This window comes from Aureimonas sp. AU4 (genome assembly GCF_001463765.1).
Lineage (GTDB): Bacteria > Pseudomonadota > Alphaproteobacteria > Rhizobiales > Rhizobiaceae > Aureimonas.
In genome coordinates this window covers 1-19,118 of record NZ_BBWK01000077.1, presented here as the reverse complement: position 1 = coordinate 19,118, position 19,118 = coordinate 1, and the positions used below count along the sequence as shown (strand labels likewise).

Below are 19,118 nucleotides of genomic sequence, written 5' to 3'. Positions count from 1 at the left end.
ATGGGAGACATCATCGGGGCGCTCGCCGCGATCACGGGCGAGCGGCATGTCGTCCCGGGCGACGAGTTGCGCTCGAGGCCGATGGATTTCTGGACGAACGAGCCGACGCTCGCGAGGGCGCTGGTGAAGCCGGGCTCGACCGAAGAGGTCTCGAAGGTGCTCGCCCTTTGCGATCGCGAGGGCATCGCGGTGGTGCCCGAAGGCGGACGCACCAATCTCAACCAGGCGACGCGGGCGGATGGGGCCAGCATCCTCGTTTCGCTCGAGCGCATGAACGCCGTCGACGCGCCGGACGAGGCCGCACTGACCGTCGAGGCCGGAGCGGGCGCCGTCATCCAGACGATCCAGGAGCGCTGCGCGGCGAGCGGTCTGCGCTTCGGCCTCGACTTCGGCGCGCGCGGCACCGCGACGCTGGGCGGGGCGCTGGCCACCAATGCCGGCGGCTTCCAGGCGCTGCGCTACGGCGTGGCGCGCGACCAGGTTCTCGGCCTCGAGTGCGTGCTGGCCGACGGCACGGTCCTCTCGCATCTCAGCCCCTACCGCAAGGACAACACGGGCTACGATCTGAAGCAGCTCTTCATCGGCTCGGAGGGAACGCTCGGGATCATCACCCGTGCCGTCCTGAGACTGCATCCGGCGCCGGCTACCGTGGCCACCGCGCTTCTGGCTTTCCCGAGCTTCGACGCGGCGGTCCGCACGCTCGCGCGCCTCCAGCGCGACCTGCGCGGCACGCTGTCGAGCTTCGAGATCATGTGGCCGGAGTTCTTCGAGCGCAACGTCGAGGCCCTTTGCGGCGCGCGGCGCCCTGTCGTGCCCGGAGCCGCCGTCTACGGCCTGTGCGAGGCCGAAGGCTTCGAGCCGGACGGCGACCCGGCTCTCTTCGAAGCGGTGGTCGGAGCAGCGCTCGAGGCAGGGGACATCGAGGACGCCGTCGTTGCGCAATCCTCGCGCCAGCGCGACGAGCTGTGGAGGATCCGCGAGGATTTCGAGGCGGAACAGCGCCTGTTCACGGTGCCGGTCGACTTCGACGTCTCGCTGCCGCTCGGCGCGATGGAGGCGTTCGCGACCGAGGTGGAGGCCACGCTCCGGCGCGAAGTCCCCGATGTCCTCGGGCTACACGTCTTCGGGCATCTGGCGGACGGCAACCTGCACCTGACCACGGGACTGCCGACGCCCGAGCGCATCGGGGCGCTGAAGGAAGTCGTCTACTCCCTGATCGCCCGTTACCACGGGTCGATCTCGGCGGAGCACGGCATCGGCGTCCTGAAGCGCGACTATCTCCACCACTCGCGCAGCCCCGCCGAGATCGCGACCATGCGTCTCCTCAAGACCGCGCTCGACCCACGCGGCACGCTGAACCCCGGCAAGGTCATCTGAGCGGTTCCCTGCCGGAACGCTTCCTATCGCGGACCGGTCGGGTCCGTGTTGGTGTCCCAGATCGCCGGGGCGGACAGAACCAGTTCGCGCAGGTCGGCCGGCGGCGTGGTGCCCTCCAGGCGGCTTTGTCCGAACGCGGCGGCGCGGGCGAAGCGCGCCATGCGTTCGCCCGCCAGCGCCATGTTGCCGTCGGACTGCATGGCGAGCCCATGGGGGCCGTGGAACACGAACATGTCCTTCAGGCCCGTCGCCCGGTTGTAGCTCGCGAACGCGCCCTCCATCCCCTCGACGTAGTCCCAGGTGCCCTTCACGATCTGCAGCGCCGGCCAGCGCGCGACGCCGGCCGCCACCTCGCCGTCGGGATAGTAGGTGGTCGCGAACTCCTCGCGCAGTGCCGCCTCGATCATGTCGTGGCCGGCGACCCGCGTGCCGAGACCGCCCGAGTTCGGGCCATAGAGGATCGCGCCCCGGATGTTGGCGCGGGCGAGGGCCGGCGCGCAGGTGCCACCCGGAACATCGCGGTTGCAGTCGGTGACGAAGTTCTTCTGCATGGCGTAGGCGACCGCATAGGAGCCGCGCGAGTAGCCCATGAGGACGATCGGCATCGCCGCGATGTCCGCGCCCTGCAGCACGGCGTCGGCCGCCGCCTTGCCCGTCAGCGTGCCGCCCTTGGCTCCCATCGCCCGCAGGCCCTCGCCGGTGCCGAGCTGGTCGAACTCGCGCATTATGTCATTCGCCTGCTCGGCCGTGTTGAAGCCGTTCCCGCCGCCCGAGATGCCGTTGCCGCGCCGGTCGGTGACGAGGACGTCGAAGCCGGCCGCATGGAAGGCGGCGGCAAAGCCCCGCCAGTGGCGCATGCCCGCTTCCTCGGTCAGGCCGTCGGGCTTGTCGGAGAGCGTGAACTTACCGCTGGCCGCGTCGCGCGTGACGAGCTCGGAGCGCGGATCGTCGATCGCGGTGATCTCGTTGCCGCCGCCGTTGTTCATGACGACGAGCGCGCGCTGACGGGTGCCGTCCTCACTGCTGATGCCGTCGCCCCGGATATACCAGCCGCGCAGCTTGATCTCGCCGGTCTTGCCGAGCTTGGTGCGCTCGAGAGCGTCGCGCGGCGCGGTGAACTCGACCGTATGGGCGCTTGCGTCGCTGGCCGCGATCGGCTCGCGATAGGGCTCCTGCCCGAAGAAGGCGGGCCGGCGGATCGCAGCGAGATCGACGTCGCCCTCGGGGTCGATCCGGCCCGTCGCGCCCACCGTCCCGGTCTCGCGCGTCTCGACGCGGGCGAAGCCCTGCGCCCCCTTGCGGGCGGCGGCCGCACACGCCTCGTCGGCCTTGCAGCTCTGCCAGCGTGTGCGGATCGCGGCGTCCGTGAAGTCGTCTGTGTAGAAGCTGGCGTCACGCCCGGCCGGGATGAGCTGGTTCAGCGGCAGGAAGGGTTGGCAGATGCCGTCGCCGTCCAGGTAGCCCGGCAGGTCGGCGTTGCGGTCGTAGTTCACACGGGCGGTGCAGTCCGGCGCGCGCGTGCCCGCGTTCACCACGGGCTTGTCCTGCGCCTGCGCGACACCCGCCGCTAAAGCCATCGTCGCGGCCCAGATCATCCGACGCATTCCGTTTCCTCCCCAGCGAACGATGTCCGGCCGCCATGTTGCCACGGCTGACGCGGATCGTCAGGTCACCTGATCGTTAGTCGCCGATGCCTTGCGCCCGGCGCAGTTCCCGCAAGGCGGAGACGACCAAGGCGTGGTCTTCCGTGTCGGGCAGGCCGCTCACGGTCGCGACGCCCACCACGCCGGTGCCGCGCATCACGATCGGCACCGCGCCGCCGCTTGCGACGAACTCGCTTGAGGGCAGGTGGTAGCGAGCGGCGAACTCGACGCCCTTCGCCTCGCACAGCCGCCGCATGGCGAGCGAACTCTGGTGGAAGCGCAACGCCACGGCCCGCTTGCGCCGCAGCCACTCCACATTGTCGGGCGAGGAACCCGGCAGGAGCGACAGGAAGACCGGTGCGGTCCCATGGAACACCTCGATGCCGACCGGCAGCGCCTGTTCCGCCGCGCGCTCGCGCAGTCGGAGCCCGAGTTCCCACGCGATCGCGTAGTCGAAGTGGGGCAGATCGAGTTCCTTCGCTTCGCGCTTCAGGTCTTCGAGGGTCGGCGTCATGATCGTCCTTGTCATTGGGCCGGCGCGGGGAGAAACGCTCCCGTCTCCTGTCCTGGACGGGAGCACAAGGGGAGCGTCAGCCCTGGTTGGCCGCGCGCCAGGCGAGATACTCGTCCTGCACCGCGTCGGTGAGGGGATAGTATTTGCGAAGGTCTCCGCCCTGCGACAGGCGCAGGCGCGCGAACTCCTCCCACTCGACATGCTGGCTCGCGCCCTCGATCAGCCGCTCCGCCATGGCGACGGGCACCACCACCACGCCGTCGTCGTCGGCCACGATGATGTCGCCCGGCATGACGAGGGCGCCGCCGCAGGCGACCGGCACGTTGACGGCGAAGGGGATGAGGTTGGTCTGCGCGTGGTAGTTGGGCGTCACGCCCTTCACCCAGACGCCGAGGTCGAGCTCGCGCGCCTTGGCGGAATCGCGGATGCAGCCGTCCACCACCACACCCGACCCGCCGCGACCCGCGAGGAAGGTCAGCATCATCTCGCCGAAGATGCCGCTTGCCATGTCGCCGCGCGCGTCCACCACCACCATGTCGCCGGCCTCGGCGGGGTAGAGAACGTGGCGATGGAGCTGGACCTCGGGGTTCTCGTACTCGTTCGAGCCGTAGAGGTCCTCGCGCTTGGGCATCATCTGGAGGGTCAGCGCGGGACCGGCCACCGAGCGGCCGAGTTTGAGCGGTCGCGGCCCGTGGATCTGCGCATCGCGGATGCCCATCAGGCTGAGCTCGCTGCTGCACGTGGCGGTGCCGATCGCGGCGAGCGCGTCGCACCAGGCGCGGGGCGGGCGGGTGATCGGCTGGATGTCGGAAGGGGACTGCATAAAAGGCACCTCGAAGGCAGGCGAAAAGGGAAACGGGCGTCAGACCCAGCCGCCGTCGGCGACGTGGTTCTGCGCGGTGATGGCGCCGGCCTCCTCGGAGGCGAGAAACAGGACGAGGCGGGCGATGTCGTCGGGCACGAGCCGGCGTTTCAGCGCCTGGCGCTCCTCGCGCATGGCGTCGGCCTCGGGCGTCAGCCAGAGCGCGAGCTGGCGTTCGGTCATGATCCAGCCCGGCGAGACGGCGTTGACGCGCACGCCCGCCGGCCCGTAGTCGCGGGCGAGCGAGCGCACGAGGCCGAGAACGGCGGATTTCGAGGCGGTGTAGAGCGCCATGCCGCCGAAACCCGCCATCCACGAGATCGAGCTCATGCAGACGATCGAGCCGCCGCCCGCCCGCTCCATGTCGGGCAGGACGGCCTGGGCCGCGAAGAACTGGTGGCGCAGGTTCACCGCGATCCGGTCGTCGAAATAGTCCGGCGTGACGGTCGGGGTGGGATGGCGCTCGTCGTTGGCGGCGTTGTTGACGAGCACGGTGACGGGGCCGAGCGCGTCGCGGATCTCGCCGACCGCCGCCTGCAGCGCCGCGATGTCGCGAAGGTCGCAGGCGGCAAAACGGATCTGGCCGTCGCCTGTCGAAAGCTCGGCCGCCAGCCGCTCTCCCGCCGATTTATCCAGATCGACGAAGCCGACGCGTGAGCCTTGGGCTGCGAAGGCCCGCACGATGGCCTCGCCGATGCCGGACGCCCCGCCGGTGACGAGAACGGTGCGATCGCGAAGATCGGGGTAGATGGCGGTCATGGCTAGGCTCGGCCTCCCTGTTCGAGGCGGCGGCCCGTTTCGGCGTCGAAGAGGTGGAGACGCTGAGGGTCGAGCCGCACGGGCAGCCGCTCGCCGGGTTGCGCCGTGATGCGCTCGCGGAACGTGCCGACGACGGGCTGGCCGGCGAGGCGCAGCGTGACATGCGTGTCGGCGCCCGTCGGCTCGACCACCAGTACCTCGGCCGGCACGCCGGCGGGATCGATCACGATATGCTCGGGCCGTGCGCCGAGGATCGCGGCGCTCCCTTGCGCCGAAGCCGCGCCACCGAGCGGGATGCGCGTGCCGTCCTCGGCGGTCAGCGCACCCTCGGCGATCCGCCCGGGCAGGAGGTTCATGGCGGGCGAGCCGATGAAGCCGGCGACGAAGAGGTTGGCCGGTCGCTCGTAGAGCTCGAGCGGCGTTCCGATCTGTTCGACGCGCCCGCCGTTCATGACGACGATGCGGTCGGCCATGGTCATGGCCTCGATCTGGTCGTGCGTGACGTAGACGGTCGTGGTGCGCAGGCGCTGATGGTTCTGCTTGATCTCGGCGCGCATCTGGACGCGGAGCTTGGCATCCAAGTTCGACAAAGGCTCGTCGAACAGGAACACGGCGGGCGCGCGCACCATGGCGCGGCCCATGGCGACGCGCTGGCGCTGGCCGCCCGACAGCTGGCGCGGCTGGCGGTCGAGCAGCGCGTCGAGGCTGAGCGTGCGCGCGGCCGTGCCGACGCGATCCTGGATCTCCTCGCGCGGCCGGCGGCCGAGCTTGAGCGAAAAGCCCATGTTTTCCGCCACCGTCATGTGCGGGTAGAGCGCGTAGGACTGGAACACCATGGCGATGTCGCGCTCTTTCGGCGCCAGCGCGTTGACGACGCGCCCGTCGATCGCGATCTCGCCGGCCGAGATCGACTCGAGCCCGGCGAGCATGCGCAGAAGCGTCGACTTCCCGCAGCCGGACGGGCCGACCAGAACGACGAACTCGCCGTCGGCGATCTCCACCGAGACGCCGTGCAGCACCTCCAGCGCCCCGTAGCTCTTGCGCGCCTCGCGGATCGATACCGAACCCATGATGCGTCCCTCCCTCTCAGTCGTCCCAGCGAGGGGACTTCTCCGGATCGATGCCGCGCTCGCCCCGGTCGAGGCGCCGGACGGCGTCGATCTCCTCGGGCCGGAGCTTGAGGTCGCGCGCCCGAAGGTTCGCCTCGAGGTTGGCGCGGCTTCCGGAGGCGGGGATCACGATGTGTCCCTCCGCCATCAGGAAGGCGAGCGCCACCGCCGCCGGCGTGACGCCGTGCTTCGCCGCGATCTCGCGGAGGGTCTCGTTCTCGCCGACTTGGCCCTTGGCGAGCGGCTGGTAGGCGGTCAGCGGCAGCTCGATCGAGCGCGCGAAGTCGCGTAAGGTGGGCGACTGGAGGAAGGGGTGGATCTCGACCTGATTGGTCGCCAGCGCATCCTCGCCCAGCAGCGCGCGGGCCTGCTTCAGATGCTCGATCGGAAAGTTCGAGACGCCGATCAGGCGCGTGTGGCCCGCCGCCTTCGCTTGGCCAAGAGCGGTCATGTAGTCCTCGAAGGGCACCTGGTCGCGTTCCGAGGGCCAGTGGATCAGGAGAAGGTCGACGCGGTCGAGCCCCAGCGTGTCGAGGCTGCGCTGGACGCTGGGGGCGAAGTCGGCGCGCGAGAGGTTCGTGTCGGCGACCTTGGTGGTGACGAAGACCTCGTCGCGGGGAAGCCCCGAGCGGCGGACGGCCTCGCCGACATTTCCCTCGGTGCCGTAGCTCTGCGCCGTGTCGAGATGGCGGTAGCCGAGCTCCAGCGCGGCGAGAAGCGCGGCCAGGCCCTCCTCGCCGGTGCGCCCGTAGGTGCCGAGGCCGAGCGCGGGAATGGTCGTGGTCATGGCATATCCTTCCGGAAGGCTCGTACGCGTCATCCCTTGGTCGCCCCCGCCGTCATGCCGCCCACGAACAGGCGCTGCATGGACAGGAACAGAAGGGCGATCGGGAGGGTCATGATGACCGAGGCCGCCATCACGGCGCCCCAGTCCGTGTTGAACTCGGTGGAGAACTCGGCGAGCCCGATCGGCAGCGTCTTCACCGAGGCGTCGGTGGCGAAGCATAAGGCGAAGATGAACTCGTTCCAGGTGGTCACGAAGGCGTAGACCAGGACCGACACGATGCCGGGCACGGACAGCGGCAGGACGATGCGGAACAGGCAGCCGAGACGGCTCGCCCCGTCGATGATCGCGGCCTCCTCCAGCTCCACGGGAATGGCGCGGAAGTAGCTCGTCAGCATCCAGACCGAGAGTGGCAGGGTCAGGATCATGTAGACGAGGATGAGGCCCCAGTAGGTGTTCACGAGGCCGAGCACGCGCAGCGTGATGAAGAGCGGCACGATGATCGCGGCGGTCGGCAGCAGCTGGCCGATCAGCACGAAGGACTGGAGGAGCGGCTTGCCGCGAAAGTCGAAGCGGGCGAAGCCGTAGGACGCGAAGATCGCAAGGATCAGCGCCAGACCCGTCGAGCCGATCGAGACGACGAGGCTGTTCAGGAAGTATCGCGGGATGTTCGATTCAAAGAGAACCTTGCGGTAGTTCTCGAGGCTCGGCACCTCCGGCCACCAGATGGGCGGCACGGTGTAGAGCTCGCGCAGGGTCTTGATCGACGACAGGCCCATCCACCAGAACGGAAACAGGCAGACGAGGACGAGGACCAGCGAGCCGAGCCAGATCAGGGGCAGCGGCAGGCCGGGGCGCTTGGGCGCGGCGCCCGCGCTCATCGGGCCGCTCCCGCCGCGAGCAGGCGGATATAGGCGAACACCACCAGGATCGCGACCGCGAAGAACATCACCGACAGGGCGGCGGCCGTGTTGAACTGCGTGCTCTCGAAGGCGGTGCGGAAGATCTGGATCGGGGTGATCAGCGTGCGGTTGGCCGGGCCGCCGCGCGTGATGGCGTAGATGATGGTGATGTGGTTGAGCGCCCAGATCACGAGAAGCAGCGTGACGGCCACGATCACCGGGCGCACCTGGGGCAGCATCACGTACCAGACCTCCTCCCAGTAGCGCGCGCCGTCGATGCGCGCGGCCTCGTAGAGGTCGTTCGGGATGGATTGGAGCCCGGCCAGAACCATGATCGCGACGAAGGGAAACATCTTCCAGACGTTGATCGCGATCATCACCGGCAGCACGGTGTCGCCGTTGGTGAGCCAGCCGACGGGATGCTCGAGAAGGCCCGGCCCGGTCAGCATGTAGTTCACGATGCCGAACTCGGTGTGCAGCATCCAGGCCCAGGTCGTGGCCGCGACGATGCCCGGAACGACCCAGGGGATCAGCGTGATCGAGCGCACCACCGCCCGGCCGCGAAAGCTCTGGTTGAGGAGGATCGCGGTCAGGACGCCGAGCACGACCTGGAAGACGATCGAGCCCGCCACCCACCAGAGCGTGTTGAGAAGCGCGGTTGCCGTGGCGCGCGCGCCGAGGATGCGGCGGAAGTTGTCGAGCCCGACAAAGGCGCCCCGGCTGTCGGTGACGCTGAGAAGGCCGGTATAGGCGACGGGATAGGCGATCAGCATCGCCAGCACGAGAAGCGCCGGCAGAATGAAGAGATAGCCCGTGGACTGGGATTGCATGGCGGCACCGATCGTCGGTCGCATCATGGAAGGGGCGCGGCGGCGCTCGAGCGGCCGCCGCGTAAAAGGCAGGGAGGACCCTTAGAGCAGACCCTCGATCTCCTCGGCCGCCTCGTCCATCGCCGTCTGGGCGTCCTCGTCGCCGAGCAGGATGCGCTGGATGCCGTCGAAATAGGCCTGGCTGATCTGCACCCAGTTGCGCTGGTTGGGGACCGGGCGGCCGAAGGGCAGCATCTGCTTGTAGACCTGGAGGATCGGGTCGCCGAAGCGCGGCAGATCCATCGCGCTGAGACGGGCGGGGAAGGTGTCGGTCAGGAAGCCCTGGTTGGCCGCCTCCGACAGGAAGCCGACCAGCACCTTGGCCTCGTCGGGGTTCTTCGCATCCTTCGGAACGACGAAGCTCCAGCCGCCGAGCACGGCGGCGGTATCCTTGCCCGCCGGATGAGGCATGATCATCACGCCGATGTCGATGTTCGGGTTCTCGGTCTGGATCGACTTCACGTCGAACTGGCCGGCCTGGTACATCGAGACCTTCTCGGCGATGAACAGGCGGCGGTTGGCCGTACCGTCGTTTTCCAGCGTCGAGGCGGGCGAGAGCTTGTTCTTGTAGAAGTCCGTGTAGAACTGGACCGCGGCCACGGTTTCCGGGCTGTTCACGAGCACCTTTGTGCCGTCCTGCGAGAGGATGCCGCCGCCGTTCATCCACATGAAGGGCATGGAGCGGAAGATCGTGTTGCCGACCTCGCCGCCGCCGGTGATCGCAAAGCCCGAGCGCCCGTCGCGCGTCAGCGCCTTGGCGGCGGCCTGAAGCTCCTCCCAAGTCTGCGGCGGCTTGGCCGGATCGAGACCGGCCTCGGTGAAGTGCTTCCGGTTGTAGAGCACCGCCAGCGACTCGATGCGGTAGGGCATGCCCCACAGCTTGTTGTCGTAGGTCACGTAGTCGAGGCTGGCGGGAACGTAGTCCGTGCGGTCCTTGAGGACGTCGTCGAGCGGCAGCACGAGGTCGTTCTGCGCGTAGCCGGTGACCCAGCCGTGCTGCACGTCGATGATGTCGGGCGCGGCGCCCGACTGGAGCGCGGTGAGGACGCGCTGCGGCAGGCCGTCGGTGGTGGTGATCTGCAGGTTGACGGTGATGCCGGGGTGGCTCTCCTGGAACTTTGCGACGAGCTCGCGGGCGCGCGCCTCGTTGAAGTTGGGCGTCCACCAGACGACCTCGCCCGCAAGGGCCGTGCCGCCGAGCGTCAGCGCGGACAGGATGCCCGCCAGCCCGGCACGGATCAGGGATTTCCGCATGCTTCCTCCCGTTGCGACGGTTTCGTCGCGGTTGCGGCGATGAGCCGATCATCCGTCGATGCCCGGCGGCGGCACTGTGCTGCCGCGACCGGGCCCGGCGCCTTGGCGTCCGGCGAAGGCGTGACCCCGTCGCTTCTTCCGGCGATCGTGGGTCCTTCAGTAAAGTTCAAATATGAACTTGCGTAGTTCTATAATGCACTTTGGCGTGGGGAGGATCGGCTTGTCAACGGTCAAGTCCCGAGCCGGTTCTTCAAGCATCAGTAGCGACGTCCCTCGTTGCGGCCGTCCTCGAAGCTTTCCAGCACCCGGCCGCGGCACACGGTGAGAATGTTGTGAAGGCTCGATGTGCCGCGCCGCACGGCGCCCTCGCAGTCCACCAGATCGACGCCCCGCTTCTCCAGGCGGAACACCGCCAGATCGGCCTCGCCGCCGACCTGGAGCCGACCGAGGTCGGGGCGGCGGATGACAGTGGCCGGCGAGGCGGTGGCGAGGCGCAGGACGTCGGCCAGCGGGAGCCCGAGCGCCAGGAACTTCGCCATCACCTCCGGCAGGCTGCCGGCCGGGCCGTCGATGTTGTAGGCATGAAGGTCGGAGCTGATGGCGTCGGGCAGGAGCCCTTGGTCCATGGCGCGTTCGGCGATGCGGAACGAGAAGCTCGAGCCGCCGTGGCCGACATCCATGCGCACGCCGCGCCCTATCGCCTCGCGCACCGCCGGGCGCAGGCGCCCCGAGGCGTCGAGCACCGAGCCGCCGGCGCTGGCATTGTAGACGTGGGCGAGGATGTCGCCCTCGCGCAGGAAGGGCAGCACCTCGTCGATGGTCGGCGGTGCGGTGCCGACATGGATCATGAGGGGGACGCCGAGCCTGTCGGCCGCCTCGCGCGCGAGCGGCAGGACGACGGGGCCGTTCGCGCCGCAGGCGTTGTTGCTGGCACGCAGCTTCACGCCGTGGATCTCGGGACCGAACGCTTCCCCCACCCGATCGATCTCGCTGAGGTCCGCAAAGCGCCAGTCGTGCAGCTCGCCGACATCCATCGACAGGTGGCCGGCGGCGGTGAGGCCGATATAGGACAGGTTGACCATGGGCAGGATGCGCACACGGCTCGGCCGAACGACGTGCCAGAGGAAGCCCTCCAGCGTCGCCGCGCCGCTGCTGCCGCAGTCCACCCAGGTGGTGACGCCGGTGCGCGGCCCGATCTTGTCGGCGTTGACGCCGAGCAGCGTGCCGCCCCAGTAGGCGTGGGTGTGGAGGTCGACGAGGCCCGGCACGACGAGGGCGCCGGCGGCCTCGATCACGCGGTGGTCCGCAGATCCCTCCGGCGAAAGGCCGGGCGCGATGGCCGCGATCCTGCCGTCCCGCACCAGGACGTCCGCCACCGCGTCGAGGCCGGAGGCCGGATCGATCACGCGCCCGCCGCGAATGAGGAGGGAGGACGTCATCCTGTCTCGCTAGAAGGTCTTCTCGCCGGTCGACACGCCGGTCGTGTTCATCGAGCCGTCGAACAGCGGCACGTTGGTCGCCTCGTAGGGGAAGCGCGCGCAGGCCTCCTCGATCAGCTCGACGCCGAGCCCCGGCGCGGTCGGCGCCAGAAGATGGCCGTCCTCGAAGCGCAGCGTCTCACGCACGAGCTCGCGCCGCCACGGCACGTCCACCGACACGGTCTCGAAGACCAGCATGTTGGGGATCGCCACGGAGGCGTGGAGCGTCATTGCGTTCATCACCGGGCCGACCGGGTTGTGCGGCGCGACCGGGATGAGGTGGGTGTGGGCATTGTGGGCGATGCGCTTGGTCTCGCCGAGCCCACCCACATGCGAGACGTCGGGCTGGAGGATGTCGACCGCGCGCTTGGCCAGAGCCTCCTGGAAGCGCGCGGGCTCGAAGAAGCGCTCGCCGGCTGCGATCGGCACCGGGCTGTGCGCGCGCACCTCGGCCAGCGCGTCGATGCTCTCGGGCGGCGTCGGCTCCTCGATCCAGGTAAGGTCGAAGGGCGCGAGCGCGCGGCACATCGCGATCGCGGTCGGCACGTCGAGCCGTCCGTGGACGTCGAGCATCAGGTCGATGTCGGGCCCGACCGCCGCGCGCACCGCTTCCACGATCGCGATCGTGGCGTGGCGCTGGCGCCGGTCCATCTGGAGGTCGGCCGCATCGAACGGGTCCCACTTGAGCGCCCGGTAGCCCATGGCGACCGCGGCCTTCGCCTTTTCGGCGTGGTCCTCGGGCGTCACCGCGCCGAAGAACCAATGATTGGCATAGCAGGCGACGCGCTCGCGATACTTGCCGCCAAGAAGCTCGAAGACGGGAACGCCGAGCGCCTTGCCCTTGATGTCGAGAAGGGCGGCCTCGATGCCGCCGAGCGCGGTGCGGAACACGGCGCCCGTGCGCCAGTAGCTGTCGCGATGCAGTTGCTCAATGAGCGCGTCCACCGCGAACGGGTCGCGTCCGACGAGAACGCGCTCCAGCTCCTCGATCGCGGCCACGACCGTGCGCGTCTTCCACTCCAGCGTCGCCTCGCCGACGCCGTCGATCCCGTCGTCGGTATAGATCTTCACGAACACGAAGTTGGTTCGCGACACGTTGGCGACGAAGGTCTTGAGGCCCGTGATCTTCATCGCCCGCTGTCCCGCATGTCGCCTCGCGCCGCATCGTTTCCTTCCGCGCGCATCGCCTCAGCCTCCCTGCCGCAGGCGTTCGATCGCCTGCGCCTGCATGGAATTCGCCGCCATCTCCATGAGCTCGATGCGGTGGCCGTCGGGGTCCTCGATCCAGGCCTGCCAGTTGCCGTCGGCGCCGAGCACCTTCGGGCGGATCGGCTCGATGCCGGCCGCCGCCAGCTCGGCGAGCGCGCCGTCGATCGAGGGCACCTCAAGGCAGAGATGATTGTAGCCCACCGCCTCGCGCTCGGCGGCGCGCTCGCCCGTGCCTTCGGGAAAGATCTCCAGGAACTGCTGGTCGGTCACGCGCAGGTAGACGAGCCACAGGCGTCCGTCGCGGTCGAGCCGCAGCATCTCGCGAAAGCCCAGCCCCTGCTCGTAGAAGCGCATCGTCCGGTCGATGTCCTTGATGCGGATGGCGACGTGAGCGATGGCCGAGACGGTCAACATGCGGCGGTCCTCCCCGAGATGCCGACGCTTGTTCCGCGTCGTTCAAATATGAACTTCAATAGTTCATGATTTGATGCTACGCTCTCCCGTCTTCCTGTCAACCGCCGAGAGGGTAGGCGCATGGACATCGCCGAGGAGGCGGGCGCGAGCCGCCACACCATCCCCGCCATCGACCGCATGATGGAACTTCTGGCTGCGCTCGAGCAGCGTGCCGAGGGGCTCTCGATCAGCGACCTCACGGCGCGGCTCGACCTGCCGCGCACCAGCGTCTACCGCATCCTCAACACGCTGCAGCGCCACGACATGGTCCGCCGCAGCGAGGCGGGTCACTATCTCCTGGGCCGGCGCCTTCTGACGCTCGCTGCCCATGTCGCCTCGCAGGCAAGCGAGATCGACCTTCAGGCCGCGAGCCAGCCCCATCTCGATCGGCTCGCCGCCGAACTCGGCGAGGGCGTGAAGCTCAGCGTCCTCGACGGCGAGGGCGTCCTTGTGCTCGCCACCGCGCAGGGGCGGCGCGAATACGCCCTGACGGTCGCGCCCGGCCAGCGCATGCCGATCCATGCGGGCGCGGCGAGCAAGATGCTGCTCGCCCATCTCGACGCGGCCGAGCTCGACCGCTGGTTGGCTCGCCCTCTCGTCGCCTTCACGCCGCGCACCGTCACCGACCCGCGCCGCTTGAGGGCCGAGCTCGCGCGCATCCGCCGCCTCGGCTGGGCGCAGGACAAGGGCGAGAACGCGCCGAGCATTCAGGCCTTCGCCGCCCCGGTTCATGGTCCCGATGGCGCGATGGTCGCCGCCCTCAGCGTTCCCTTTCTCGCCGGAACCGAGGCGGCGCGCATGGAGGCGATCCGGCTGGCCGCGATCGAGACAGCCGCCGCCGTATCCCGCACCCTCAAGGACCCCAGGACGAGCCGCGCCGCATGAAGATCACCGACCTCCGATGCGCCGTGATCGGCCGCAGCCCCGTGGTGCGCATCGTGACCGACGAGGGCGTGTCGGGCTATGCCCAGGCCGAGACGTGGAAGCCCTATCTGAAGCCCCACATCCTCGCCCTGCGCGAGGCGCTGATCGGCGAGGACCCGACGCTGGTCGAGCGCACCATGCGCAAGATCCGCCAGCGCGGCGGCTTCAAGCCGTGGGGCAGCGCCGTCAGCGTCGTCGAGATGGCCTTGTGGGACCTGGCCGGCAAGGCCGCCGGCCTGCCGGTCCACCGCCTGCTCGGCGGCAAGGTGCGCGACCGCGTGCGCGTCTACAACGGCTCGGTGCGCTTTCCGCTCGCCGGGCATCGGCCGGAGGACTACGCCGACGACCTCGCGCGCATGATGGCTTCGCCGGAGGGCTTCACGATCATCAAGCAGCCGATCGGTTTCCACTCGCCCATGAAGCGCGAGGTGCCGGACTTCACCTACGGCGAGCTGGGCGCGGGGCCCTTCCATGGCGCGCTGGACCGGGGGCCGGTGACCGAGCGGGGCCTGCGCCATCTGGTCAGCTGCGTGGCGGCGATGAAGGAGGTCGCGGGCGACCGGATCGGCCTGGCGCTCGACTGCGGGCCGGGCTGGATGCTGGGCGATGCGATCCGCCTCGTCCGGATGCTCGAGCCCTACAACCTCCTCTGGGTCGAGGATCTCCTATCGGGCGACTACACCCCTTGGGTGGATGCCGGCAGCTATCGCGAGCTGACGCGGACCTCCGCCACGCCCATCCATACGGGCGAGCAGATCTACCTTCGGCGCAACTTCAAGGAGCTGATCGAGACCAACGCGGTCCATGTGGTGGGACCCGATCCCGCCGATGTCGGCGGGCTCGCGGAGCTGAAGTGGATCGCCGAGCATGCCGACCTTCACGGCATCACCATGGCCCCGCATGGCACGGCCAACGGGCTTCTCGGCCTCGGCGCGCTGATTCAGGTTTCGGCCACGCTCCCCGACAACTTCATCGCCTTCGAGTACACGACGGGCGATCCGCCCTGGTGGAACGAGATCGTGGACGGACTGCCCGACCCGATCGTCGTGAACGGGATGGTCGAGGTGCCCGATCGCCCCGGCATGGGCGTGGAACTCGTGCCCGAACGCGCCCGGCGCTATCTGGCGGAGGGCGACGAGGGCTTCTTCGACTGACGGCCATGGTGCTGACGGGTCCGATGCGGGGTCCCGCCGCGCGCCTTTCTCAGGCGTCCGCCATGACGCCCGTGCGCAGCCGGCCCGGTGCCGTTCCCACGACGCGCTTGAAGGCACGGCTGAAGGCGGCCTCGGAATCGTAGCCGAGCCGGTGCGCGACCTCTCCGACCCGCATCCGGTCGCGCCCGATCCACTGCCGCGCCCGGTGCATGCGCACCTCGGTCACGTAGCGCGCAGGCGTCATGCCGACGGTCGCGGTGAACTTGGCCGCGAAGCCCGAGCGCGAGGCGCCCATGATCGCGGCGAGGCTGGCCACCGCCCAGTCCCGCTCGGGTTCGGCATGGATCGCCGCGATCACGCGGCCGACCTGCGGATCGCGCACCGCCGCGATCCAGCCCGCCGAGTCGCCGCATCCATGCTCCACCCAGGAGCGGATGATCTGCGCGGCCATGACGTCGGCCAGCCGCGCGAGGATGCCGCTCGCCCCCACCCGGTTCAGCCCGCACTCGGCCACCATGGCGTCGAGAAGGTGGGGAATGGTCGGCTCCTCCACCATCAGCTCCTTCGCCCGCATCACGTCCGGCATGACCTGCAGGAGGGGATGGAGGCCGTCGAGGTTGAAGCGCATCGTGCCGCAGAAGAGAACGCAGCCCTCGTCCTCGGGCGCGTTGCCGCCGTCGTAGTCGTAGACGCTTTCGCAGATGGCGAGGCAGTCGCGGCGCGGAAAGGGGCGTGGCTCGAGGCCCGGTGCGCTCGCCAGCGTGTGGGCGGCGCCGCGCGGCACGAGCACGGCATCGCCCGCCGCCAGCTCGCTCCAAGTGCCGTCCGGCTCCTGCAGCCAGCACCCGCGCCCGGCCACGAAGTGAAAATGTGCGTGAGCCTGGGCGGGATAGCGGAAGCACCAGTCCCCGGCCATGCGGCAGCGACCGTATTCCACGCCGTCGAGGCGCAGGCCGCGCAGCATTTCGGTTAGAGGATCGGCGGAGCCGGGCGAGTGGGATTTGGCGGATCGGTCAAGCATCTCAGTCATTCTGGCATGGAAACGCCAGCCGGACGAGCGTAGACGCTGCTGCAACGCAGCATCATGCAAGGAGCGGTCCCCTCATGGATTTCGCCCAACCCGTCGCCTCCCCGGGGCTTGTGTCCGAAATCGACGAGCCCCGCGCCGCCTGGCCCGCGGTCCTTTCCCTGTCGTTCGGGGTCTTCGGCCTCGTGACGGCCGAGTTCCTGCCCGTCAGCCTGCTCACGCCCATGGCGGCCGAACTTGGGGTCAGCAATGGGACGGTCGGTCAGGCCATCACCGCGACGGCGGTGGTGGCGGCGATCGCCGGGCCGCTTCTCGTGCTTCTGTCGGGCCGTCTCGACCGGCGCCTGATCGTCTGGGTCCTGATGGGACTGCTTGTCCTGTCGAGCCTCCTCGCGGCCACGGCGAACAGCGTCGGCATGCTTCTCCTGGCGCGCGCACTGCTCGGCTTCGCGCTCGGCGGCTTCTGGGCGATGATGACGGCGCTGGCCCTGCGCCTCGTGCCCTCGGCCGAGGTGCCGCGCGCGATGTCGGTCATCGTCATGGGCGTGTCGCTCGCCACCGTGGTCGCCGCGCCTCTGGGTGCAGCGCTGGGCGAATGGATCGGCTGGCGGGCTACCTTCCTGTCGGCGGCCGGGCTCGGGCTGGCGTCGCTTGCGGTGCAGTTCGCGGTCCTGCCCGCGCTGCCGCCCACCGCTCCGCCGAGCATCAAGCTGTTTCGCGCGGCACTCTTGCGTCCGGCGGTTGCGATCGGCCTTCTGACGGTGGTGATCGTCGTCTCCGGCCATTTCGCCGGCTTCACCTTCATCCGGCCCTTCCTGGAAGAGGTGCCGCGCCTCGAGGTCTCGACCATCTCGCTTGCGCTCCTCGCCTTCGGCCTCGGCGGCTTCCTCGGCAACATCGCGGCGGGCGCCGTCGCGGCGCGAAGCCCCGCCTGGGCGGTGGGCTCGGCCTCGCTCCTGATCGGCGCGGCGGCGATCGCACTGGCGATCGCGGGTACCTCGCCCGCCGTGGCCTTTGCGGCGACCGCCGTCTGGGGCTTCGCCTTCGGCGGGTTTCCGGTCTCGACCTCGATCTGGAACGCGCGGGCCGCACCGGACCTCGCCGAAAGCGCGGGCGCGCTCCTGTCCTCGGCCTTCCAGGTCGCCATCGCGAGCGGCGCGGTGATCGGCGGCCTCCTGATCGACGGGATGGGCCCGACCGGAGTGATCGTCTACGCGGCTGCGGCCGTGGTGCTGGGCGGGCTCGTCATTCTCGTTGCGGGCCGCGCTTCGGAGCGCCGCCGAGCGGTTCTCGCATGAAGCCCGGGGCGCTGCCTGCGCGGCGGCGCCCCGGACGCGTCATCAGGCCGGCTGGCCGTTGCCGCCCGTCGAGCCGAAGATCTGGCCCGTCGAGAAGCTGAGAAGCGGGTCGGCCGCCGCCACATAGAGCGGCGCGATCTCGGCCGGCTGGCCGGCCCGGCCGAGCGGCGTGTCGGAGCCGAACTCGCGAAGCTTCTCCTCGGTCGCTCCGCCCGCCACCTGGAGCGGCGTCCAGAACGGACCGGGCGCCACCGCGTTGACGCGGATGCCGCGCGGGGCGAGCTGCTTGGCGAGGCCCTTGGTGAAGTTGAGGACGGCCGCGCGCGTCATGGCGTAGTGCATGATCTCGGCCGACGGGTTGCCGGCCTGCTCGGACGAGGTGTTCACGATCACCGCGCCCTCCTTCATCCGCTCCAGCGCCGCCTTAGTGAGCCAGAAGGGTGCGTAGACGTTGGTCTTCATCGTGTCGTCGAAAAGTTCCGACGAGATCTCCGCGATCGAGGGACGGGTCTGCTGAAGCGCGGCGTTGTTGACGAGGATGTCGAGGCCGCCGAGCTGCGTGGCGGCCTCCTCAACCAGGCGGCGGCAGAACTCCTCCGTGCGCAGGTCGCCGGGGATCGCGACCGCCTTGCGCCCTTCCGCCTCGATCAGGGCCACGACCTCGCGCGCGTCGGGCTCCTCCTGCGGCAGGTAGTTGATCGCGACGTCCGCGCCCTCGCGCGCATAGGCGATGGCCGCTGCGCGGCCGATGCCGGAGTCGCCGCCCGTGATCAGCGCCCGCTTGCCCGTGAGCTTGCCCGAACCCTTGTAGCTCGTCTCGCCGTGGTCGGGGCGCGGGTTCATCTTCGAGGCGAGGCCCGGCCAGGGCTGCATGTCGGTGGGGTAGGGAGGCTTGGGATAGTTGGCCGCCTGGGGCGCGGTCGGCGCGCCCGGCTTGTGCTTCTCCTGGGCGACCGCCCGCGTGGCCGTGCCGGCGGCGACCGCCGCGCCGGCGCTGAGGGCGGCACCCGCCAGAAAGGTGCGGCGGCTCGTCTCGGTCATGGATGAACTCCTTCTTGGAAGCTCATCCAAGTCCGCGCACCGCGCGATGGTTCCTGGCGCGACACGACGCCTCGCCGCCGAGAGCGGCGTCGCTAGCAGCCCAGCCAGAGCACCAGGAAAAGGAGCCAGAGGGCCGACGAAGCGAGAAGTCCGTTGGCCAAGGCCGTCGACGAAACGGCGGGCGGCGTGGACGAACGCAAGTCAGGCTTGGCTCCGTCAGGCCCAACCCGGACACGTCCAGTCCCGAACTGATACGACATGCTCGCGCTCCCGGTATCCTGACGCGCTCCTTAGAGGCATCGGTTTGCATCTTTCAACAAAAATAACGACGATAAGTAATTGCCCGCAATCGTGGGCCGGCGGTTCGTCGAGAGGATGCACCCGTGACGAAGGGGCGCGATCCGCCATATGGGCGGACGAGGTCGGATCGCCGGCCCGCAGCCTTCGGGAGGATCCATCCA

General features: G+C 69.4%; 18 protein-coding genes. 4 read left to right on the top strand and 14 right to left on the bottom strand.

Features of this window, described 5'->3' with window-relative positions; all coding sequences use genetic code 11:
• Window positions 1-1,377 (top strand): FAD-binding oxidoreductase, encoded by a 1,377-nt coding sequence (locus AUL35_RS19300; RefSeq protein WP_062017885.1) that lies wholly within the window; start codon window positions 1-3, stop codon window positions 1,375-1,377.
• A 23-nt stretch (window positions 1,378-1,400) separates the two neighbouring features.
• On the opposite strand, the gene AUL35_RS19295 is transcribed toward AUL35_RS19300, so the two are convergent.
• From AUL35_RS19295 to AUL35_RS19240, 12 genes are all read right to left on the bottom strand, one after another.
• Complete coding sequence (locus tag AUL35_RS19295) at window positions 1,401-2,981, bottom strand: hypothetical protein (RefSeq protein WP_062017883.1); 1,581 nt, start codon at window positions 2,979-2,981, stop codon at window positions 1,401-1,403.
• A 76-nt stretch (window positions 2,982-3,057) separates the two neighbouring features.
• Window positions 3,058-3,534, bottom strand: a complete 477-nt coding sequence (locus AUL35_RS19290; protein WP_062017930.1) for a heme-degrading domain-containing protein — start codon at window positions 3,532-3,534, stop codon at window positions 3,058-3,060.
• 76 nt (window positions 3,535-3,610) lie between these two features.
• Complete coding sequence (locus AUL35_RS19285; protein WP_062017881.1) at window positions 3,611-4,357, bottom strand: dimethylmenaquinone methyltransferase; 747 nt, start codon at window positions 4,355-4,357, stop codon at window positions 3,611-3,613.
• Between the two features lie 39 nt (window positions 4,358-4,396).
• Window positions 4,397-5,155 carry an SDR family NAD(P)-dependent oxidoreductase gene (locus tag AUL35_RS19280; RefSeq protein WP_062017879.1) on the bottom strand — a complete coding sequence of 253 codons (759 nt, stop codon included), beginning with the start codon at window positions 5,153-5,155 and terminating at the stop codon, window positions 4,397-4,399.
• A gap of 2 nt (window positions 5,156-5,157) precedes the next feature.
• A complete protein-coding gene (locus tag AUL35_RS19275) occupies window positions 5,158-6,225 on the bottom strand; it encodes an ABC transporter ATP-binding protein (protein ID WP_062017877.1) in 1,068 nt (355 codons plus the stop codon).
• A gap of 16 nt (window positions 6,226-6,241) precedes the next feature.
• Window positions 6,242-7,051, bottom strand: a complete 810-nt coding sequence (locus AUL35_RS19270; protein ID WP_062017875.1) for an aldo/keto reductase — start codon at window positions 7,049-7,051, stop codon at window positions 6,242-6,244.
• 29 nt (window positions 7,052-7,080) lie between these two features.
• On the bottom strand, window positions 7,081-7,929 hold the full coding sequence (locus tag AUL35_RS19265; protein WP_062017873.1) for a carbohydrate ABC transporter permease: 849 nt from the start codon (window positions 7,927-7,929) through the stop codon (window positions 7,081-7,083).
• On the bottom strand, window positions 7,926-8,780 hold the full coding sequence (locus AUL35_RS19260; protein ID WP_062017928.1) for a carbohydrate ABC transporter permease: 855 nt from the start codon (window positions 8,778-8,780) through the stop codon (window positions 7,926-7,928). The genes AUL35_RS19265 and AUL35_RS19260 overlap by 4 nt, the downstream gene beginning before the upstream one ends.
• Before the next feature lie 81 nt (window positions 8,781-8,861).
• Window positions 8,862-10,073, bottom strand: a complete 1,212-nt coding sequence (locus AUL35_RS19255; RefSeq protein WP_062017871.1) for an ABC transporter substrate-binding protein — start codon at window positions 10,071-10,073, stop codon at window positions 8,862-8,864.
• A 257-nt stretch (window positions 10,074-10,330) separates the two neighbouring features.
• Window positions 10,331-11,512: an amidohydrolase/deacetylase family metallohydrolase gene (locus AUL35_RS19250; RefSeq protein WP_062017869.1), complete on the bottom strand. Its 1,182-nt coding sequence runs from the start codon at window positions 11,510-11,512 to the stop codon at window positions 10,331-10,333.
• A 9-nt stretch (window positions 11,513-11,521) separates the two neighbouring features.
• Window positions 11,522-12,682 carry a mandelate racemase/muconate lactonizing enzyme family protein gene (locus AUL35_RS19245; protein ID WP_062017866.1) on the bottom strand — a complete coding sequence of 387 codons (1,161 nt, stop codon included), beginning with the start codon at window positions 12,680-12,682 and terminating at the stop codon, window positions 11,522-11,524.
• A 57-nt stretch (window positions 12,683-12,739) separates the two neighbouring features.
• Window positions 12,740-13,174 (bottom strand): VOC family protein, encoded by a 435-nt coding sequence (locus tag AUL35_RS19240; protein ID WP_062017864.1) that lies wholly within the window; start codon window positions 13,172-13,174, stop codon window positions 12,740-12,742.
• A 120-nt stretch (window positions 13,175-13,294) separates the two neighbouring features.
• Between AUL35_RS19240 and AUL35_RS19235 the strand changes: the two genes are divergently transcribed.
• A complete protein-coding gene (locus tag AUL35_RS19235) occupies window positions 13,295-14,098 on the top strand; it encodes an IclR family transcriptional regulator (protein WP_062017862.1) in 804 nt (267 codons plus the stop codon).
• Entirely contained in the window at window positions 14,095-15,291 is a 1,197-nt protein-coding gene (locus AUL35_RS19230) for a mandelate racemase/muconate lactonizing enzyme family protein (RefSeq protein ID WP_062017860.1), read from the top strand. Before AUL35_RS19235 ends, AUL35_RS19230 begins: the two co-directional genes overlap by 4 nt.
• A gap of 49 nt (window positions 15,292-15,340) precedes the next feature.
• On the opposite strand, the gene AUL35_RS19225 is transcribed toward AUL35_RS19230, so the two are convergent.
• Entirely contained in the window at window positions 15,341-16,312 is a 972-nt protein-coding gene (locus AUL35_RS19225; protein ID WP_062017858.1) for an AraC family transcriptional regulator, read from the bottom strand.
• Between the two features lie 83 nt (window positions 16,313-16,395).
• On the opposite strand from AUL35_RS19225, the gene AUL35_RS19220 reads away from it, so the two are divergent.
• Complete coding sequence (locus AUL35_RS19220; RefSeq protein WP_082666469.1) at window positions 16,396-17,616, top strand: MFS transporter; 1,221 nt, start codon at window positions 16,396-16,398, stop codon at window positions 17,614-17,616.
• Window positions 17,617-17,658: 42 nt separating this feature from the next.
• Here AUL35_RS19220 and AUL35_RS19215 read toward each other — a convergent pair whose 3' ends face one another.
• Window positions 17,659-18,657, bottom strand: a complete 999-nt coding sequence (locus tag AUL35_RS19215; protein ID WP_062017856.1) for an SDR family oxidoreductase — start codon at window positions 18,655-18,657, stop codon at window positions 17,659-17,661.
• Between the last annotated feature and the right edge of the window lie 461 nt (window positions 18,658-19,118).

What these genes read in the sequence shown, in the direction of transcription:
- AUL35_RS19290 (WP_062017930.1), bottom strand. Translation starts at nt 3,534, where the DNA reads ATGACGCCGACCCTCGAAGACCTGAAGCGCGAAGCGAAGGAACTCGAT.
- AUL35_RS19270 (WP_062017875.1), bottom strand. Translation starts at nt 7,051, where the DNA reads ATGACCACGACCATTCCCGCGCTCGGCCTCGGCACCTACGGGCGCACC.
- AUL35_RS19280 (WP_062017879.1), bottom strand. Translation starts at nt 5,155, where the DNA reads ATGACCGCCATCTACCCCGATCTTCGCGATCGCACCGTTCTCGTCACC.
- AUL35_RS19235 (WP_062017862.1), top strand. Translation starts at nt 13,295, where the DNA reads ATGGACATCGCCGAGGAGGCGGGCGCGAGCCGCCACACCATCCCCGCC.
- AUL35_RS19215 (WP_062017856.1), bottom strand. Translation starts at nt 18,657, where the DNA reads ATGACCGAGACGAGCCGCCGCACCTTTCTGGCGGGTGCCGCCCTCAGC.
- AUL35_RS19275 (WP_062017877.1), bottom strand. Translation starts at nt 6,225, where the DNA reads ATGGGTTCGGTATCGATCCGCGAGGCGCGCAAGAGCTACGGGGCGCTG.
- AUL35_RS19250 (WP_062017869.1), bottom strand. Translation starts at nt 11,512, where the DNA reads ATGACGTCCTCCCTCCTCATTCGCGGCGGGCGCGTGATCGATCCGGCC.
- AUL35_RS19230 (WP_062017860.1), top strand. Translation starts at nt 14,095, where the DNA reads ATGAAGATCACCGACCTCCGATGCGCCGTGATCGGCCGCAGCCCCGTG.
- AUL35_RS19285 (WP_062017881.1), bottom strand. Translation starts at nt 4,357, where the DNA reads ATGCAGTCCCCTTCCGACATCCAGCCGATCACCCGCCCGCCCCGCGCC.
- AUL35_RS19265 (WP_062017873.1), bottom strand. Translation starts at nt 7,929, where the DNA reads ATGAGCGCGGGCGCCGCGCCCAAGCGCCCCGGCCTGCCGCTGCCCCTG.
- AUL35_RS19240 (WP_062017864.1), bottom strand. Translation starts at nt 13,174, where the DNA reads ATGTTGACCGTCTCGGCCATCGCTCACGTCGCCATCCGCATCAAGGAC.
- AUL35_RS19295 (WP_062017883.1), bottom strand. Translation starts at nt 2,981, where the DNA reads ATGCGTCGGATGATCTGGGCCGCGACGATGGCTTTAGCGGCGGGTGTC.
- AUL35_RS19255 (WP_062017871.1), bottom strand. Translation starts at nt 10,073, where the DNA reads ATGCGGAAATCCCTGATCCGTGCCGGGCTGGCGGGCATCCTGTCCGCG.
- AUL35_RS19260 (WP_062017928.1), bottom strand. Translation starts at nt 8,780, where the DNA reads ATGCAATCCCAGTCCACGGGCTATCTCTTCATTCTGCCGGCGCTTCTC.
- AUL35_RS19220 (WP_082666469.1), top strand. Translation starts at nt 16,396, where the DNA reads ATGGATTTCGCCCAACCCGTCGCCTCCCCGGGGCTTGTGTCCGAAATC.
- AUL35_RS19245 (WP_062017866.1), bottom strand. Translation starts at nt 12,682, where the DNA reads ATGAAGATCACGGGCCTCAAGACCTTCGTCGCCAACGTGTCGCGAACC.
- AUL35_RS19300 (WP_062017885.1), top strand. Translation starts at nt 1, where the DNA reads ATGGGAGACATCATCGGGGCGCTCGCCGCGATCACGGGCGAGCGGCAT.
- AUL35_RS19225 (WP_062017858.1), bottom strand. Translation starts at nt 16,312, where the DNA reads ATGCTTGACCGATCCGCCAAATCCCACTCGCCCGGCTCCGCCGATCCT.